Genomic DNA, 14,431 nt, shown 5'->3' with positions numbered 1-14,431 from the left:
GCGGTATGCGGATCTCGGCGAGGGCGGACTATGCGGTGCGGGCAGCGCTCGAGCTGGCTGCGGCCGGTGACGACGCCTCGCTCAAGGCGGAAGCGCTGGCCGCCGCCCAGGGCATCCCGCACAAGTTCCTCGAAGGGATCCTCGGCGATCTGCGCCGCGGCGGTCTCGTCACCAGCCGCCGCGGGGGCAACGGCGGCTATCAACTCGCCCGTCCCGCCGCTCAGATCTCCCTGGCGGACGTGATCCGGGTCGCTGACGGCCCGCTGGTCTCGGTGCGCGGAGTCCGTCCCCCGGAGCTCTCCTACGGCGGCCCCGCCGAATCGCTGCTGCCGGTGTGGATCGCCGCCCGCGCCAGCGTGCGCAAGGTCCTCGACGAGGTCACCCTCGCCCAGGTCGCCGCCGCCGAGCTGCCCGCCGAGGTGCAGAGCCTCACCGAGACCGCGGACGCCTGGACCAACCCCTGACGGGGCCCGTCCCGTCAACGGGCACCGTCCCGTCCCCTCAACGGGCAAGTCGCACACGCCTGTCGGCGTGCCGCGCGGAGGTCGCGCCGCCTCCGGGTCTTGACGTGCCACCGGCGCCGCCGCACACTCCAGGTAGGGATTCCTATCCGTACGGTAGGAAATGGCGGCGAGGGGCGGTGGGACGGTGAAGCGCAGCGGCACCGGCATCCCCGGCGCGACAGCCGCGACCACTGTGCGGCCGTGGTCCCCGCTGACCAGCCGCCGGCACATCGATCTGCTGCGCGTCAGCAGCGCAGCGAGTCCCGCGCGGTGAGGACCACCCGCGCACGCGCCCGAGTCCCCCTCGCGCGCAGCAGGGCCTGAGGCCTCCGCGCCGCACTCGCGCACGTCACTCCTCCGGACACCTTCACCCGTATCTCCACGCGCCCCGGACCGCATCCCGGGGTGCGGTGCGGTCCCCGGCCGCGCCGAAGCCGTCGCGTGCCGTCGCTCTCGCACGCCCGTGACCGAGCACCCCAGGGAGACGTATGTCCGCCACGTACCCGACCGCCGCACCCTCACTGCGCAGCAGGATCGGCAGTGACCCGCGGGGCGGCGGCTACTACGCCGCTCCGCGCCGCTACCGCCTCCACCTCTCGCTGCCCTGTCCGCACTCGCTGGCGATCGCCGTCGCCCACCGCCTGCTCCGCCTCGACGACGCCCTCCCGGTGACCCTGCTGCCCGCCGTGCCCGACGCTCCCGACGGTGGCTACCTCGCCCTCGACCCGCTGTACGAGGCCAGCGCGCACCACCACCCCGGGCCGAGCATCGCGCCGGTGCTCAGCGACACCTGGAGCGGCCGCATAGTCAGCACCCACGCCCCCGACATCCTGCGGGACCTGGCCCGCCGGTTCGGCGGCGACGGCCCCGACCTCCACCCCTCGGGGGCGGAGGACAGCCTCGACCAGGTCGGACGGCTCTGCGAACAGGTCGGCGCATCCGCGCGGCTCGCCGGCCGGTCGGATGCCGGAGCGCCCGAACGCCACACCGCCGTCGGCACCTTGCTGGACACGCTGTCGGTCCTCGAGACCCGGCTCACCTCGCATGCCTATGTCACGCCCGGCGGGCTCACCCTCGCGGACATCCAGCTGTGGGCGACCCTCGTACAGCTCGACACGGTGCACCGCCCGCGCCTCAGCGCGGAGACCGTCCGACGGATCGCCGAGAACACGCAACTCTGGGCGTACGCAAGGCGGTTGGCCCAGTGCCCGGAGTTCGGCGGACAGCTCGACCCGGACGGCATCGAGCAGCGCCGCCGGGCATCCGATCCGCAGGCGCCCGGTGCGGGCGTGCCCCTGGTGGACTGGACGGCGTACACCTCGGCGGCCACGGCACGGGAGGTCCCGCAGTGGCCGGAGTCCGTGTGCGGCGGAGCGGACGTGCGGCCCCCTGCGGTTTCATGCGACTGAAACGTCCGCTACACCATCGACCGGTGGCCGCTCACTAGCGTTTCGAACATGTCTCCCAGTGAGGTGAGCTGTCCGCTCGACGAGCCCTTCCGCTTCCCGGCGGACCTGAAGGAGGCCCGGCCCGAACCCTCGGGCCGGGTCGCCGTCATCGGTGGCGCCATCTCCGGACTCGATCCATCGAGCCACAGATCCAGCGGAAGGAACCCGACATGAGCATCACCCTGGCCCAGGCGAACCGCATCGTGCAGGCCGGAATCGACTTCGCGCGCGCCCACCATCTCGAGCCGCTCACCCTCGCCGTCCTCGACACCGGAGGCGTTCCCGTCGCGCTGGCGCGGGAGGACGGCGCGGGCCTGCTGCGCCCGGACATCGCCATCGCGAAGGCGTGGGGCGTCCTCGGACTCGGCATCGACAACCGCGAGATCGGCCGACGGGCCGCCGCGGCACCGGACTTCTTCACCTCGGTGACGGCGCTCGCCGGTGGCCGGGTCCTGCCCGTACCGGGCGGAGTCTTCGTACGGGACGCGCACGGGTGGCTGCTCGGAGCCGTGGGCGCGACCGGCGACACCTCGCTGAACGACGAACGGGCGGCGGTCGCGGGCATCAGGGCGGCGGGCCTCGTCCCGGAGACCGGGGCGGAGGACGAGGAGGAGAAGGCGGCCTGACGCGAGGCGCCCGCGGCTCTGGCTAAGGTGGCGCCCCAGTCGCCCGTCGCCGCGAAGGAGCCGCCGTGGAATCCGTCACCGCACCGAGCACGGATCGTCTCGCGGGGCGCTGCGCCCTCGTCACCGGCGCCGCCTCCGGCATCGGCGCCGCCACGGCCGAACGGCTCGCGGCCGAGGGGGCGCAGGTGGTCGTCGCCGACATCGACGAGGAGGCCGGGGTGTCGGTCGCCGCCAGGATCCGCGAGGCGGGCGGCAGCGCGGTGTTCCAGCACCTCGATGTCGCCGACGAGCACTCCTGGACCGCGGCGGTCGCAGCGGTCGGGGAGGCGTTCGGTCCGGTGCACGCGCTGGTGTCCAACGCCTACGCGGTACGTGTCGCGCCCGCCCACGCCACCAGCCCGGCCGAGTGGGAGCGGCAGCTGTCGGTCAGCCTCACCGGATCGTTCCTCGGCGTGCGGGCCTGTCTGGACGATCTGATCGCGACCGGAGGCAGCGTCGTCCTGGTTTCCTCGGTGCATGCCCTGTTCGGCCTGCCCGGCCGCCCGGCCTACGCTGCCGCCAAGGCCGGACTCACCGGTCTCGCCCGGCAGTTGGCCGTCGAGTACGGCGGCCGGGTCAGGGTCAACACGGTGCTCCCGGGACCGGTGCTCACCCGGGCCTGGGACGACATCGGCGAGGCCGACCGGGAGGCCACGGCACGGGAGACCGCGGCCGGTCGTCTGGGCCGTCCCGATGAGGTCGCGGCGGCCATCACCTTCCTGGCAGGACCCGACGCCTCGTACGTGACCGGAGCCTCGCTGGTCGTGGACGGCGGCTGGAGCGTCAGAAAGAACTCGTCGTAGACGGACCTCGTCGTAGGCGGACAGGGAGCGGAAGGGCTTGAGCCGCCATGGACGGACAGCGAACGGAAGGCTCAAGTGCGGGCGCAGTCGGGGCAGATGCCCCGGTAGGTGACCTCGGCCGCCGACACCGCGAACCCGAAGCGCTCCGCGTCCGGCAGATCGGCGAGCGGGTCTCCGGCCGGGTGCACGTCGCGGATGATCCCGCAGCCCGAGCACACCAGATGCTGGTGCGGCCGGTGCGCGTTCGGGTCGTAGCGCTTGGCCCGCCCGTCCGTCGCCACCTCGACGACCTCGCCGAGCGAGACCAGTTCGCCCAGGGTGTTGTAGACCGTGGCGCGCGAGATCTCCGGCAGTCTGGCCGTGGCGCGCTCGAGCACCTCGTCCGCGGTCAGATGGACGTGGTCGCCGTCCAACACCTCGGCGACCACGCGCCGCTGGGCGGTCACCCGCCAGCCGCGCCCGCGAAGCCGTTCCAGCAGGTCGCTCATGACTACCAGCCTTACTGTGCCTCGTCCTTGGAACGAAGCTTTGTCGGACAGTCTGTCTCGGTCTGTGCGTCTTATTGACTTGGACTTCGTCCATCGTAGGATCGGCGCCAGCGGCAGCCAAGGGCCGATGAGGCGGAGCGACCGGCGCCCGGCCACCCGCTCGGGCCGAAGCCCCGGTGTTCCACCGGTCCACGCACCGCAATTGAAGAACAGCGTGAGACACAGAGTGTGATCCGTACAGTCCCGAGGGATACCCAATGACTGAGAACCACGACGCGATCGTCACCGACCCCAAGACCGAGGAGACCGGAGGCTGCCCGGTCGCGCACGGACGTGCGCCCCATCCGACCCAGGGCGGCGGCAACCGCCAGTGGTGGCCGGAACGCCTGAACGTGAAGATCCTCGCCAAGAACCCGGCGGTCTCCAATCCGCTCGGCGAGGACTTCGACTACGCCGAGGCGTTCGGCAGCCTCGACCTGCCGGCCGTGAAGCGCGACATCGCCGAAGTCCTGACGACCTCTCAGGACTGGTGGCCCGCCGACTTCGGCCACTACGGCCCGTTCATGATCCGGATGGCCTGGCACAGCGCGGGCACGTACCGCATCAGCGACGGCCGAGGCGGTGCGGGCACCGGACAGCAGCGCTTCGCCCCGCTCAACAGCTGGCCGGACAACGGAAACCTGGACAAGGCCCGCCGGCTGCTGTGGCCGGTGAAGAAGAAGTACGGCCAGAGCCTGTCCTGGGGCGACCTGCTCATCCTCACCGGGAACGTGGCGCTCGAGACCATGGGCCTGAAGACCTTCGGCTTCGCCGGCGGCCGGGTGGACGCCTGGGAGCCCGACGAGGACGTCTACTGGGGCCCCGAGACCACCTGGCTCGGCGACGAGCGCTACACCGGCGACCGCGAGCTGGAGAACCCGCTCGGCGCGGTCCAGATGGGCCTCATCTACGTCAACCCCGAGGGCCCGAACGGCAATCCGGACCCGGTCGCCGCGGCCCGCGACATCCGCGAGACCTTCCGCCGGATGGCGATGAACGACGAGGAGACCGTCGCCCTGATCGCCGGCGGCCACACCTTCGGCAAGACCCACGGCGCCGGTCCCGCCGACAGCGTCGGGCCCGACCCCGAGGCCGCACCGATCGAGGCGATGGGCCTCGGCTGGCCGAACACCCACGGCACCGGCAAGGGCGCCGACGCGATCACCAGCGGCCTCGAGGGCATCTGGACCGACACCCCGACCACGTGGGACAACACCTTCTTCAACATCCTGTTCGGCTACGAGTGGGAGCAGTTCAAGAGCCCCGCCGGAGCCTGGCAGTGGCGGCCCAAGGACGGCGGCGGCGAGGGCACCGTGCCCGACGCGCACGACGCCTCGAAGACGCACGCCCCGACCATGCTCACCACCGACCTCTCGCTGCGCTTCGACCCGGCGTACGAGCAGATCTCGCGGCGCTTCCACCAGAACCAGGACGAGTTCGCCGACGCCTTCGCCCGCGCCTGGTACAAGCTCACCCACCGCGACATGGGACCGGCGGTGCGCTACCTCGGATCCGAGGTGCCCGCCGAGGTGCTGCTGTGGCAGGACCCGCTGCCGGACCGCGAGTTCGAGCTCATCGGGGACGCGGAGGTGGCCGCGCTCAAGCAGCAGGTGCTCGCCTCCGACCTGACCGTGTCGGACCTGGTCTCCGCGGCCTGGGCGTCCGCGTCCACCTTCCGCGGCAGCGACAAGCGCGGTGGCGCCAACGGCGCGCGCATCCGCCTCGAGCCGCAGCGCGGCTGGGAGGTCAACGAGCCGGAGCGCCTCGCGACCGTCCTGCGCACCCTCGAGGGCGTCGCCGAGGACTTCAACTCGGCGCGCACGGACGGCAAGCGCGTCTCGCTCGCCGACCTGATCGTGCTCGCCGGCGGCGCTGCCGTCGAGCAGGCCGCGCGGGACGCCGGCGTCACCGTCGAGGTGCCCTTCACTCCGGGCCGGGTGGACGCCACGCAGGAGCAGACCGATGTGGAGTCGTTCGCGGCGCTCGAGCCCGCGTCCGACGGCTTCCGCAATTACCAGGGCAAGGGCAACCGGCTGCCGGCCGAGCACCTGCTGCTCGACCGGGCCAACCTGCTGACCCTGAGCGCCCCCGAGGCGACCGTCCTGGTCGGCGGTCTGCGGGTCCTCGGGGCGAACTTCAAACAGTCGTCGGTCGGCGCGTTCACCAAGACCCCGGGATCCCTGACGAACGACTTCTTCGTCAACCTGCTGGATCTCGGGACGACTTGGCACGCCACCACCGAGGACTCGAGCACCTTCGAGGGACGGGACGCCGCCACCGGCGAGGTCCGGTGGACGGGCAGCAGGGCCGACCTGGTCTTCGGCTCGAACTCCGAACTGCGTGCGGTCGCTGAGGTGTACGCGAGCGACGACGCGAAGGGCAAGTTCGTCGCCGACTTCGTCGCCGCCTGGGACAAGGTCATGAACCTGGACCGGTTCGACCTGGTCTGACCGGACGGGGTGGGTGGTCCGGCCCGTGCCGGACCACCCGGCCCACCGTCGTCAGGCCGAGGTGGCGGACGCCGCCGGAGCGGCCTCCTCCGGCTCCTCGGCGGCCACCGGCCGTACCGGGATGAGGAACGCGACGACCGAGGCCAGCAGCCCCACCGCGCAGCCGATCAGCATCGCGGCACGGAAGCCGCCCTGGGACGGCAGCAGATGCCCGCCGAAGTCGGTCGTCAGCTGGGCGAGGACCACACCGATCACCGCGGCCGCCACGGAGCTGCCGATGGAACGCATCAGGGTGTTGAAGCTGTTGGCCGAGGCCGTCTCCTCCTGGGGTACGCCGCCCATGATGAGCGCGGGCATCGCCCCGTACGCCAGACCCACGCCCGCACTGCAGATGATGGTCACGACGAGCAGGCCGGCAGTGGAGCCCATCAGGAGCATCGAGGCGCCGTAACCGACCGCGATGACCAGGCTGCCGACGCCGAGCGTGATCTTGGGCCCGCGGGCAGCGGAGAGCTTCGCGCCGAGCGGGGACAGTGCCATCATCATCAGTCCGCCGGGCGCCATCCACAGGCCCATCGCGAGCATCGACTGCCCGAGCCCGTAGCCCGTCTCCTCGGGCAGCTGGAGCAGCTGGGGGACCACCAGGGACTGCGCGTACATCGCGAAGCCGACCAGGATCGAGGCGAGGTTCGTCATCAGGATCTGCGGCCGGGCGGTGACCCGCAGGTCCACCAGCGGCTCCGGAGTGCGCAGTTCCCACCGGGCCCACACCAGGAGGACGACGACGGCGGCCGTGAACAGGCCCAGCGTCGTCCCGCTCGTCCAGCCCCAGTCCGAGCCCTTGGACACGGCGAGCAGCAGCGACACCAGTCCGGCGCCGAGGCCTATCGCCCCGGGAACGTCGAAGCGGCGCGAGCCGGTGCCGGGCCGACCGGCCGGGACCAGCATCCGGATCAGTACACCGACGATCGCGCTGAGCGCTGCGGTGACCCAGAACAGCACGCGCCAGTTGGTGTTCTCCGCGACAGCGGCCGCGAACGGCAGGCCGAGCGCGCCGCCGACGCCCATCGAGGCACTCATCACGGCGATGGCGGAGCCGAGGCGCTCGGGCGGCGTGACGTCCCGCAGCAGACTCACGCCCAGGGGCACGACGCCCATGCCGAGCCCCTGCAGACCACGTCCGGCGATCATCGGAACCACCGACGACGACAGCGCGCACACCACCGAACCGGCGACCAGTGGGACCACGGAGGCGAACAGCATGCGGCGCTTGCCGTACATGTCACCGAGCCGGCCGGCGACGGGCGTGGCCACGGCCGCGGAGAGCAATGTGGCGGTGACCACCCAGGAGGCGTTCGAGGCGGAGGTGTCCAGGAGGCGTGGCAGATCGCCGATCAGCGGCACCACCAGGGTCTGCATGACCGCGGCCACGATGCCCGCGAAGGCGAGGACGACGACCACCCCGTGGGGGCGTACGTCGGACTTGGAACCGTTCACATGCTTCTCCCTGCGACTCCGTCATGGGTGCACAGCCGATCCGGCCGTATGCATGGTTGCATAGTGCACATCGTGTGCAGAGTACATGCCATATGTATTCTGCATATTGCGGGTGGGGAGTGGAGACGTGGAGTGGTGCCGTCCGGGCCGCTCGACGGGATTGGGAAGATGGTCGACATGGACAAGCCCACGCACCTGATCGAATTCGAGACCATGCTGGTCGGGCGGCACTCGCATCTGGCGAGCTCGCGGACCCGCAACGACGACGTGCGTCTCGACCGCAGCGCCTACGTGCTGCTGAACCGCATCGACGTGCAAGGGCCCATGTCCATCAGCGAGTTGAGTGCCGCGTTCCGGCTGGACGCATCCACCCTGAACCGGCAGACCGCGGCCATGCTGCGGTCTGGAGTGGTCGAGCGCATCCCCGATCCGGAGGGCGGGATCGCCCGGAAGTTCACCATCACCGAGGAGGGCCGGCGCCGGCTCGACGCCGACCGGGCCCACCACATCTACGGACTGGAGAAGGTGCTCGCCGACTGGACGGCCGCGGAAGTGGCCGAGTTCGCCGCGTATCTGAGGCGGTTCAACGGGGACATCGAGCGCCTGGAGGGTGCACCGTGGCCGCGCCCCGATACGGACGGATCCGCCGGGGCGCGGGACAACCGGACGGTACGGCCGGGCAACGCGTGAGTGTCAGGAACGGGCGTCGTCGCCGGACTGCTGCTGCGCCTTCTTCTCCTTGAGGCGCGCCGTCTCCTTGCGGACGTCCGCCTGCGTGGAGCGCTCGCGCCGCAGCCAGGCCGGATTCTCCGCCTTGAGCGCGTCGATCTGCTCGGTGGTCAGGGCCTCGGTGACACCGCCGCGGGCCAGACCGGCGATGGAGACGCCGAGCTTGGCGGCGACGACGGGCCGCGGATGCGGGCCGGTGCGGCGCAGTTCGCGCAGCCACTCCGGCGGGTCGGTCTGCAGGGCGTTCAGCTCGCCGCGCGAGACCTCGCCCTGCTGGAACTCGGCGGGCGTGGCCTGGAGGTACACACCCAGCTTCTTCGCCGCGGTTGCGGGCTTCATGGCCTGGGTGGTCTGGTGCGACGTCATGCCCCCAGGGTAACGATCCGGTGGGATGCCCCTGACCACGGCCGGTAACCTGGCGAGGTGACAGGCGCCGCAGTACCTCCTCCCTTCCGGCTCGCTTACGTCCCGGGCGCGACCCCCGGCAAGTGGGCGCGGCTCTGGCGGGAGCGGCTGCCCCGCGTGGAGCTGGTCCTGGATCCGGTGACCGCGGAGCACGCGCCGGACGCACTCCTGGAGGGGGAGGCCGACGCCGGGCTGCTGCGCCTGCCGGTCGACACGGCGCTGCTGCACGCCATCCCGCTGTACACCGAGACGACGGTGGTGGTCGTCCCCAAGGATCATCTGGTGACCGCTGCCGACGAGGTGAACTGCGCCGACCTCGCCGAGGACGTCCTGCTGCACCCGCTCGACGACACACTCGACTGGGAGCGCCCGCCGGGGGAGCCGGCCTTCGAGCGGCCCGCCACCACCGGCGACGCGATCGACCTGGTCGCCGCCGGAATCGGTCTGCTCGTGGTGCCCCAGTCGCTCGCCCGGCTGCACCACCGCAAGGACCTCACCTACCGCGCGGTCACCGACGCCCCCACCTCGCAAGTGGCCCTTTCGTGGCCGAAGGACAGCGCGAACGAGCAGGTGGAGGACCTCATCGGCATCGTCCGCGGCCGGACGGTGAACAGCACGCGCGGACGCGCCCGGGAGAAGAACGACACCAAGGCCTCCACCGGCCGGGCGTCCGCGGCCGGCAAGAGCCGTACCGACAAGGCCGGCGGCCGGTCCGCGGGCCGCGGTACGGGCGGCGGTCCCACCGGCCGCACCGCGAACCGAGGAGCGAAGCCCGGGGCCGCGCGACGCGGGAAACCGCGCCGCCGTTCCTGACCACCGGCAACCGCCCCTCCGGGCAATTCGCGTCAGCCGCGCCGCCCGCCGCGCGACTCCAACTCGACGGCCAGCGGCGCCGCCGTGAACATCGACGAGTACGTCCCGACCACGATGCCGATCAACAGGGCGATCGCGAAGTCGTGCAACGAGTCGCCGCCCAGCACCGCGAGCGCGGACAGGATGAACACCGCACCCATCCCGGTGTTGACCGTACGGGGCACGGTCTGCAGCACCGCCGTGTTCGCGACGGACCTGAACGACTCCTTGCGGCGCGCGGCCCGCAGCTCCCGGACCCGGTCGAAGACGACCACCGAGTCGTTCACCGAGTAGCCGATCACCGTGAGCAGCGCCGCCAGGAACACCCCGTCGATCGGCTTGCCCAGCCAGGCGAACACACCCACCAGAATCAGCGCGTCGTGCGCCATGGCCGTCACCGACGACGCGGCGTACGACCAGCGGAAGCGCACCGCCAGATAGAGCAGCTGACCCGCCAGAGCCACACCCAGCGCGATCAGCGCGCCACGTCGCAGCTCGTCACCGAGGCTCGGGCCGATCAGTTCGTCGCGCAGCTTGTCCGTGCCGTCGCCGCCGAGGTCCGTGATCGCCGAAGTGACCTTGCGTTCCTCGGAGTCGGAGAGCTCACCGGTCCGCACCGTCAGGTCCGCGTCACCCGATGTCTGCACCACCGCCTGCGGGAAACCGGCGTCCGCGAGTGCGTCGCGGGCCCGGTCCGCGTCGACGGCCGAACTCGTCGAGTACTGAAGCAGCCGGCCGCCGGTGAACTCGACCCCGAAATCCAGGCCCTTGGCCACGATGCCCGAGACGGCGAGTACGAGCGCGGCCGCCGACAGCGCGAGCCAGCGTCGACCGTGCCGCATCAGGTCGGGGTTACGCCGGGTCAGCCACTGCCTGACCCGCCCTGCGTCCGCGATCCCGCTCAGCCGTGGCCTGCGCCGAAGCGAGGGCCGGGCCACCGCGAACTCGGCGAGCACCCGGGTGATCACGAGGGCGCTGAACATCGAGGCGATGACACCGATGCCGAGGGTGACGCCGAAACCGCGGACCGGACCCGAGGCCAGGAAGAACAGCAGGCCGGCCGCGATCAGGGTGGTGATGTTGGAGTCCGCGATCGCGCTGAAGGCGTTCCGGAATCCCTTGGCGAGGGCGGACCGCAGACTGGCCCGGCCGCCGGTGAACTCCTCCCTGGCCCGCTCGAAGACCAGGACGTTCGCGTCCACCGCCATACCGATGGCCAGTACGAAACCGGCCAGCCCCGGAAGTGTCAGCGTCGCCCCGAGACCGGCGAGGGCCGCGTACGACACCAGTCCGTAGCAGGCCAGAGCGAGCGCGGCGAGAGCGCCGAGCAGCCGGTAGATCACCCCGATGAACAGCGAGGTGAGGGCGATGCCGATCACCGCGGCCTGGGCGCTGGACTCGATCGCCGCGGCGCCGAGCGTCGGGCCGACGGTGCGCTGCTCCACGGTCTCCACCGGCACGGGCAGCGCCCCGCCGTTGATGAGCAGCGCCAGATCCTGGGCCTCCTCCTGACTGAAGCTGCCGGTGATCCGCGTGGAGCCGCCGGTGATCCCGGAGCCGCAGCGCACCCCGCCGTCCACCTGCGGCGAGGAGATCACCTCGTCGTCGAGGACGATCGCGACCCGTCGGGTCGGGTCGCCGCTCGGGGCGCAGGCCGCCTTTCCGGTGAGGTCCGCCCAGCGGTCGCCGCCCGGGCCGCGCAGATCGACGTTGACGAACCAGCCGACTCCGCCCTGCGGGTCGATCTGGCCCTCCGCGCTCTCCACGTGCCGTCCGTCGAGGCCGGAGGGCCCCAGCCGCAGGGGCTGCTTCTGCTCGTCGGGCAGGACGAGTCCGTTCTTCTTGCCGCTGCTCCTGTCCGCGGGATCGGCCGCGCCGAGCACGGGATGGAAGGTGAGCTGTGCGGTCTTGCCGAGTACCTCGGCGGCCTCCCGCGGGTCCTGCACGCCCGGGAGTTCGACGATGATCCGGTTGTCGCCGGAACGGGCGAGGGTGGGCTCGGAGACGCCGAGGGCGTCCACGCGGCGGCGCAGTACTTCCAGAGTGCGGTCGGTGGCCTCGCCGTCGGCCTTGGCCTCGGGGGTGTCGCGTGTCTCGAGGACGATCTGGGTGCCGCCGCGCAGATCGAGGCCGAGGCGAGCGGGCACGGTGACGGTGACGTACAGGGACAGGGCGAGCACGGCCAGGGCGAAGAACGCCCGCAGCCGGGTGGCGCGAGTCAAGGGATGCCTCCCACAGGCATGGCGCCGCCCCGGACATGGCGGGACGACGTTCGGCAGAAAGGGGTGTCAGATGCCGGTGGGGAGGGGTGGTGCACGGCCCGAACAGGCCGTCACGAGCGGGCGTTCGGCCGTGGCGTCCGGGGCGCGGGGCATCGGCTGCCCGGCCGTCGGCGGCCGCGGCAGGAGGATCCCGGCCGATGTCACGGCGCCGGGGTGCGCGAGGGGTTGCTCGACCGGAACGCCGCGGTGTGCGCGGGGAGTGACGCAGTGGTCGGTGGAGGTGACCGAGCTGTCCAGGCCGAACGAGGTCGGGACCCTGTCACCCTGCGCGGTGGCAGGGGCTCCGGTCGTCTCCGACGCGATCCCGGTCAGCGGCGCGCCGGGGTAGGTCTGGCCGGGAAGCAGGACGCCGAGAACGGCCAGGAGAGCCGCGCACAGCAGGCGAGCGCTCGGCGCGAGCCGGGCCGGACGTGCCGGGCCCGCACCGTCGCGCTGGTGCACCGAACCGCCGCTCACACCGCCCCCGCTCACCCCGGCCCCCTTCGCTCGGTCCACCATGGCACACCGCCCGAGGCAGCCGGGCCGTCGGTCACCCTCAGGGGTGTCCCTGACCGCTGCGGCTCCGTACCCGGCGTATCTACACCACGCGGCCCCCGGGAAATGGGGCCTGGCCCCGATGGCGATTCTGTCCCGGGTTGTCCACGCTGGGCCTCGAGGTCGGTCCGGACCCCATAGGAGCAGCTAAGGAGCGATCGAATGTCCCTGGACATGGTCGGCCCTGAACCCCGGCCCGAGCGCTTTGCGGTGGAAGAGATCCGCCGGAGCCTCGAGCATGAGCGCGATTCGCGGTTGGCCCAGCTGAGAGTGATCGACGACGAGGCCCGCGACGCCGAGCAGGATTTCGTGTGGGCGCAGCGGGAGTCGATCCAGCGGGTCCTGAGGGACATCGAGACCGCCTTCGCGCGCCTGGAGCGGGGCGAGTACGGCGTGTGCGAGGACTGCAGCAAGCCGATCCCGGTCGAGCGGCTCGACATCCTGCCGTACGCGCGCCACTGCGTCAGCTGCTGCCGGCGGCGTGCGTCGTGACCGGGCGAGTGGAGGTGCGCGATCCCGTGCGGCAGAACACGCTCGGCACGCGGCAGCGCGGCGCCCAGCCGGACGACGCCGGCCTCACGGGCGCCGAACTGGCCGCCCTGGCTGACGCCCTGCGGGCGCAACAACGCCTGAGCCAGGACCGGTTGGCCGGACGTGCCGGGTCCGGGAGCCCGGACGTCACGGCCCGGATGGTCCTCGCCGACGTCGAGGAGGCGCTGGAGCGGATGCGCCGTGGGGACTACGGGCGGTGCGGCCGGTGTGCCGGCCCGATCGGCCCGCGGCACCTCGAGGCCGTACCGCAGGCGCGCTACTGCGTACGGTGCGGCCGTCTCCGCAGGGCGGTGCGACGATGAACGCCACTACCGGGTCCCGCGAGCGGAGCTGGGTCGCCCGGCGGTTGCGTCCCGGGATCGCACTCGATCTCGGCAGCTCCCGCACCCGGGCCTGGGCCACCGGGCGAGGCGTGTTCCTGGACGTCCCGACCATCACGTTCCCCGGCACCGGCGCGTCCCGTCCGGTACAGCGCGGGACGATCGTCGACCCCGAGGGCGCGGCCCGGATGCTCGTCCGGCTGCTGGGCCGGCAGACGTCCAGGCTCGGCCGGCCGGCGATCGTACTGACCGCGCCGGTCCTCAGCGACGCGGGGCACCGGGCGTCCGCCCGGGCCGTGCTCGACGTGCTGCGCCCGCGTTCCGTGCTGATCATCGAGAGCGCCCATGCGGTCGCACTCGGCTGCGCCGCCGACCTGACCCGCCCGCTGCTCGTCGTCGACATGGGCGCCCAGCTGACCGAGATCGCCCTGCTCGTCGACGGTGTGGTGGTCCGCGCCGAACGCATCCCGCTCGGCACCGGCGACCTGGACCCGGGTGAAGGGCAGGGGGAGCCGGCGGACTCGGTGGCCGCGGTCGTCGTCGGCATGCTGAGGGACGATCCGCACGGGAACATGCTGCGGGCGCTGCGTCGAGGCCCGCTCCTGGCCGGCGGCGGCGCACTGCGCCCGGACGTCTCGGGCCTGCTCTCGAGGGAACTCGACGTCCCCGTGCTTCCCGTCGAGTCGCCGCACACGGCGGCGTTGCGCGGGGCGGCCGTGGCGCTGCGGTCGGCCCGAGGGCACTCGGCCCGGACGGGCGGGCCGGGTGCCTGACCGGGGGTGAGCCCGGACGCTCAGGGGGCGTCCGGTACGGGCCGTGTGCGGCGGCACACGGCCCGTGGCTCCCCCCCCGGGGCCCACGCCC

The 14,431-nt window shown here is 72.3% G+C and carries 17 protein-coding genes; 12 read left to right on the top strand and 5 right to left on the bottom strand.

The window, feature by feature from the left end:
• Positions 1-5: 5 nt before the first annotated feature.
• From DSC45_RS31445 to DSC45_RS31430, 6 genes are all read left to right on the top strand, one after another.
• Complete coding sequence (locus DSC45_RS31445) at positions 6-464, top strand: RrF2 family transcriptional regulator (protein WP_119295407.1); 459 nt, start codon at positions 6-8, stop codon at positions 462-464.
• Positions 465-624: 160 nt separating this feature from the next.
• Complete coding sequence (locus tag DSC45_RS36980) at positions 625-777, top strand: putative leader peptide (protein ID WP_346426688.1); 153 nt, start codon at positions 625-627, stop codon at positions 775-777.
• A 214-nt stretch (positions 778-991) separates the two neighbouring features.
• Entirely contained in the window at positions 992-1,912 is a 921-nt protein-coding gene (locus tag DSC45_RS31440) for a glutathione S-transferase C-terminal domain-containing protein (RefSeq protein ID WP_119295406.1), read from the top strand.
• Between the two features lie 48 nt (positions 1,913-1,960).
• Positions 1,961-2,125, top strand: coding sequence for a hypothetical protein (locus DSC45_RS35930; protein ID WP_162929401.1), 165 nt, complete (start codon positions 1,961-1,963; stop codon positions 2,123-2,125).
• Entirely contained in the window at positions 2,122-2,577 is a 456-nt protein-coding gene (locus DSC45_RS31435) for a GlcG/HbpS family heme-binding protein (RefSeq protein ID WP_119295405.1), read from the top strand. The genes DSC45_RS35930 and DSC45_RS31435 overlap by 4 nt, the downstream gene beginning before the upstream one ends.
• Before the next feature lie 65 nt (positions 2,578-2,642).
• The gene (locus tag DSC45_RS31430; RefSeq protein WP_119295404.1) at positions 2,643-3,419 is read left to right on the top strand and encodes an SDR family NAD(P)-dependent oxidoreductase; all 777 of its coding nucleotides are present in this window, start codon (positions 2,643-2,645) and stop codon (positions 3,417-3,419) included.
• A gap of 71 nt (positions 3,420-3,490) precedes the next feature.
• On the opposite strand, the gene DSC45_RS31425 is transcribed toward DSC45_RS31430, so the two are convergent.
• Positions 3,491-3,907 carry a Fur family transcriptional regulator gene (locus DSC45_RS31425; RefSeq protein WP_119295403.1) on the bottom strand — a complete coding sequence of 139 codons (417 nt, stop codon included), beginning with the start codon at positions 3,905-3,907 and terminating at the stop codon, positions 3,491-3,493.
• Positions 3,908-4,164: 257 nt separating this feature from the next.
• Here DSC45_RS31425 and katG point away from each other — a divergent pair, with 257 nt between their 5' ends.
• A complete protein-coding gene (gene katG, locus DSC45_RS31420; RefSeq protein WP_119295402.1) occupies positions 4,165-6,396 on the top strand; it encodes a catalase/peroxidase HPI in 2,232 nt (743 codons plus the stop codon).
• A 51-nt stretch (positions 6,397-6,447) separates the two neighbouring features.
• Here katG and DSC45_RS31415 read toward each other — a convergent pair whose 3' ends face one another.
• The gene (locus DSC45_RS31415) at positions 6,448-7,893 is read right to left on the bottom strand and encodes an MFS transporter (RefSeq protein ID WP_119295401.1); all 1,446 of its coding nucleotides are present in this window, start codon (positions 7,891-7,893) and stop codon (positions 6,448-6,450) included.
• Positions 7,894-8,070: 177 nt separating this feature from the next.
• Here DSC45_RS31415 and DSC45_RS31410 point away from each other — a divergent pair, with 177 nt between their 5' ends.
• Positions 8,071-8,583 (top strand): MarR family winged helix-turn-helix transcriptional regulator, encoded by a 513-nt coding sequence (locus tag DSC45_RS31410; protein WP_119295459.1) that lies wholly within the window; start codon positions 8,071-8,073, stop codon positions 8,581-8,583.
• Positions 8,584-8,586: 3 nt separating this feature from the next.
• Here the strand turns inward: DSC45_RS31410 and DSC45_RS31405 are convergent, their stop codons facing one another.
• Positions 8,587-8,988 carry a DUF5997 family protein gene (locus DSC45_RS31405; RefSeq protein WP_119295400.1) on the bottom strand — a complete coding sequence of 134 codons (402 nt, stop codon included), beginning with the start codon at positions 8,986-8,988 and terminating at the stop codon, positions 8,587-8,589.
• Between the two features lie 57 nt (positions 8,989-9,045).
• Here DSC45_RS31405 and DSC45_RS31400 point away from each other — a divergent pair, with 57 nt between their 5' ends.
• The gene (locus DSC45_RS31400) at positions 9,046-9,840 is read left to right on the top strand and encodes a LysR family substrate-binding domain-containing protein (protein ID WP_119295399.1); all 795 of its coding nucleotides are present in this window, start codon (positions 9,046-9,048) and stop codon (positions 9,838-9,840) included.
• Positions 9,841-9,872: 32 nt separating this feature from the next.
• On the opposite strand, the gene secD is transcribed toward DSC45_RS31400, so the two are convergent.
• Both secD and DSC45_RS31390 read right to left on the bottom strand, forming a co-directional pair.
• Positions 9,873-12,101 carry a protein translocase subunit SecD gene (gene secD / locus DSC45_RS31395; RefSeq protein ID WP_119295398.1) on the bottom strand — a complete coding sequence of 743 codons (2,229 nt, stop codon included), beginning with the start codon at positions 12,099-12,101 and terminating at the stop codon, positions 9,873-9,875.
• A gap of 66 nt (positions 12,102-12,167) precedes the next feature.
• Positions 12,168-12,659, bottom strand: coding sequence for a hypothetical protein (locus tag DSC45_RS31390; protein WP_162929400.1), 492 nt, complete (start codon positions 12,657-12,659; stop codon positions 12,168-12,170).
• Positions 12,660-12,857: 198 nt separating this feature from the next.
• Between DSC45_RS31390 and DSC45_RS31385 the strand changes: the two genes are divergently transcribed.
• Genes DSC45_RS31385 through DSC45_RS31375 form a run of 3 tightly spaced genes read left to right on the top strand, consistent with a single transcriptional unit; the run spans position 12,858 to position 14,340 of the window.
• Entirely contained in the window at positions 12,858-13,187 is a 330-nt protein-coding gene (locus DSC45_RS31385) for a TraR/DksA family transcriptional regulator (RefSeq protein WP_119295396.1), read from the top strand.
• 26 nt (positions 13,188-13,213) lie between these two features.
• Positions 13,214-13,549, top strand: coding sequence for a TraR/DksA family transcriptional regulator (locus DSC45_RS31380; protein ID WP_119295458.1), 336 nt, complete (start codon positions 13,214-13,216; stop codon positions 13,547-13,549).
• Positions 13,546-14,340, top strand: a complete 795-nt coding sequence (locus tag DSC45_RS31375) for a rod shape-determining protein (RefSeq protein WP_119295395.1) — start codon at positions 13,546-13,548, stop codon at positions 14,338-14,340. The genes DSC45_RS31380 and DSC45_RS31375 overlap by 4 nt, the downstream gene beginning before the upstream one ends.
• Positions 14,341-14,431: the final 91 nt, after the last annotated feature.

This window comes from Streptomyces sp. YIM 130001, assembly GCF_003574445.1.
Lineage (GTDB): Bacteria > Actinomycetota > Actinomycetes > Streptomycetales > Streptomycetaceae > Streptomyces.
The sequence above is the reverse complement of the archived record's forward strand: the minus strand, read 5'-3'. Positions and strand labels throughout refer to the sequence as shown.

What these genes read in the sequence shown, in the direction of transcription:
- DSC45_RS31405 (WP_119295400.1), bottom strand. Translation starts at nt 8,988, where the DNA reads ATGACGTCGCACCAGACCACCCAGGCCATGAAGCCCGCAACCGCGGCG.
- DSC45_RS31410 (WP_119295459.1), top strand. Translation starts at nt 8,071, where the DNA reads ATGGACAAGCCCACGCACCTGATCGAATTCGAGACCATGCTGGTCGGG.
- DSC45_RS31390 (WP_162929400.1), bottom strand. Translation starts at nt 12,659, where the DNA reads ATGGTGGACCGAGCGAAGGGGGCCGGGGTGAGCGGGGGCGGTGTGAGC.
- DSC45_RS35930 (WP_162929401.1), top strand. Translation starts at nt 1,961, where the DNA reads ATGTCTCCCAGTGAGGTGAGCTGTCCGCTCGACGAGCCCTTCCGCTTC.
- DSC45_RS31435 (WP_119295405.1), top strand. Translation starts at nt 2,122, where the DNA reads ATGAGCATCACCCTGGCCCAGGCGAACCGCATCGTGCAGGCCGGAATC.
- DSC45_RS31425 (WP_119295403.1), bottom strand. Translation starts at nt 3,907, where the DNA reads ATGAGCGACCTGCTGGAACGGCTTCGCGGGCGCGGCTGGCGGGTGACC.
- DSC45_RS31440 (WP_119295406.1), top strand. Translation starts at nt 992, where the DNA reads ATGTCCGCCACGTACCCGACCGCCGCACCCTCACTGCGCAGCAGGATC.
- DSC45_RS31375 (WP_119295395.1), top strand. Translation starts at nt 13,546, where the DNA reads ATGAACGCCACTACCGGGTCCCGCGAGCGGAGCTGGGTCGCCCGGCGG.
- DSC45_RS31385 (WP_119295396.1), top strand. Translation starts at nt 12,858, where the DNA reads ATGTCCCTGGACATGGTCGGCCCTGAACCCCGGCCCGAGCGCTTTGCG.
- DSC45_RS31445 (WP_119295407.1), top strand. Translation starts at nt 6, where the DNA reads ATGCGGATCTCGGCGAGGGCGGACTATGCGGTGCGGGCAGCGCTCGAG.
- katG (WP_119295402.1), top strand. Translation starts at nt 4,165, where the DNA reads ATGACTGAGAACCACGACGCGATCGTCACCGACCCCAAGACCGAGGAG.
- DSC45_RS36980 (WP_346426688.1), top strand. Translation starts at nt 625, where the DNA reads ATGGCGGCGAGGGGCGGTGGGACGGTGAAGCGCAGCGGCACCGGCATC.